This is a genomic window from Blautia sp. MSK17_66, from assembly GCF_020538025.1.
GTDB lineage: Bacteria > Bacillota > Clostridia > Lachnospirales > Lachnospiraceae > Blautia_A.
Genome location: NZ_JAJBNQ010000064.1, coordinates 1 through 1,712 on the forward strand (window position 1 = coordinate 1; position 1,712 = coordinate 1,712).

At 36.7% G+C, this 1,712-nt stretch carries 2 protein-coding genes; one reads left to right on the forward strand and one right to left on the reverse strand.

Features of this window, described 5'->3' with window-relative positions; all coding sequences use genetic code 11:
* Positions 1-72: 72 nt before the first annotated feature.
* Positions 73-1,005, reverse strand: a complete 933-nt coding sequence (locus LIR34_RS17440) for a MarR family transcriptional regulator (protein ID WP_173903413.1) — start codon at positions 1,003-1,005, stop codon at positions 73-75.
* Between the two features lie 388 nt (positions 1,006-1,393).
* Between LIR34_RS17440 and LIR34_RS17445 the strand changes: the two genes are divergently transcribed.
* Positions 1,394-1,712 (forward strand): plasmid mobilization protein (locus LIR34_RS17445; protein ID WP_173903414.1); only part of this gene is annotated, 319 nt, incomplete at its 3' end.

Consider the following 1,712-nt stretch of genomic DNA (forward strand, 5'->3'; position numbering starts at 1 on the left):
TTCATCTCCCACCTGTAGAGGAAGGAGAATTCTTGCTATATATTATGTTAAATTTTGTAAATCCACTAACCATTACTCCTTCAACTTTCTTTCCTGTAATTCGTCTACTGCTTCTTCAATTCTCTCATCGTTTGTATCTGTAAAAGACAAAACAATGGAAATATCATCAGCACTATTATCCTCTGAAAATTGTTTCGGGTTGTATGCCCATAATTCAAGTCTTATCTGTTTATCCGGGTCTATCAATTCATCAGTCAGCAAGGTTTTATCATAATCTTTCTCACTAATTGCATAGGTAACAACTCGACTTGGATTTAGCATTGTTTTTTCAGAAAGTGCTGTTTCCCCTGCAAAGACCATATTTTCTGTAACTTGCGTCTTATCTATATATCCTGTTTTTCGAACAGGAGTCATCAAATATACTTTCGCTTTTTCAAATAATTCATCTCGCTTATATTTTGACTCAATAACCTTATTGACACCGTCTTTTGCTACAAGAAATAAATCCGTCGCTTCCAACTGCTTTACTGCTCTGGTCAAGGTCATTGCTGTAAATGGAAGCACTTTTCCGGCTTCTGAAATATACAATCGTTTTTTCTTACTGTACAGATAAAATAAAAACAACTGCTGCGTGGAGTAAACAAACTTACCCGTCAGCTTTTGGGGTTCTTTTTCATCAGAAAGCATTGTCCCAATGAAAGGAAGAAAGACCTGCTTATCAGTAATAAACGGTATATTATTTTCTATAAGGCTTTTTCTTCGATAATTTGATACCGTTGTAAGTTCAAATACGACTGGCACATTATCAACCTGCTGTATTTTTACAATTTGTTTTTTCAATGCCGGAAGTGTGGCAAGTTCTTCTGTTGGAGCAAGCATTACACAGCGTCTGTTTCCAATATAAGCTGTATGAAAATCATAACTCCCTGCAATATAAACAGGCAAAGAATCCTGATGATTCCATGCTTCATATTTTATAGAAATCCCGAATACGCTTGTAAACATATTTCTCGTTCTCCTTTTAACTCATTTTCTTTCATTTTAACTTTATCAATGTTAAAAATCAAGTTTTTGAGTTATTTTGATTTTTCTAAAATTCTTTTCTCTAACACCCTGTATTTTTCCCCTCCATCTTTTGTATATGTAAGAGGGTTCGTAGATACAGAGCAAGATCCACCCGGGTATTACCGTATCGCCATTTTATGGCTACGGCATACCTCCGGGTAAGTCTCTTGATGGGGATTCCGATTCCCCATACCCTCGTACAAACATCAAAGATATCTGTTGGCTCTCTATCAAAGATAGTCGCAGCACTTTATATAACCGGACGGGACAGCCGGTTAAAAAGTGTAATCGCACATCCAAGATGTCTTATCAAAAAGGAAGTAGGACTATGGCACCAAAGAAGAAAGAAAAGAATCTCAAGAGACGTAACATCATCACATTAAAACTAACGGATATTGAATTGGCAGTATTAAATGAAGCCACTGACGTTACAGGGCTTTCCCGTTCTAAATATCTGAGAAAACTCCTGCTTGAAAAGCAAATCAATCACCAGATTGAAGTTATTGCAGACATGAATGATCTCAGAAAACTGGTCAGTGAATATGGAAAGATCGGATCGAATCTAAATCAGATTGCCAAGCATTTTAACAGTGGTGGCAGTCAGTCTCGTGCTATAGAAAATGAAATCCATCAGTGCATCACGGACT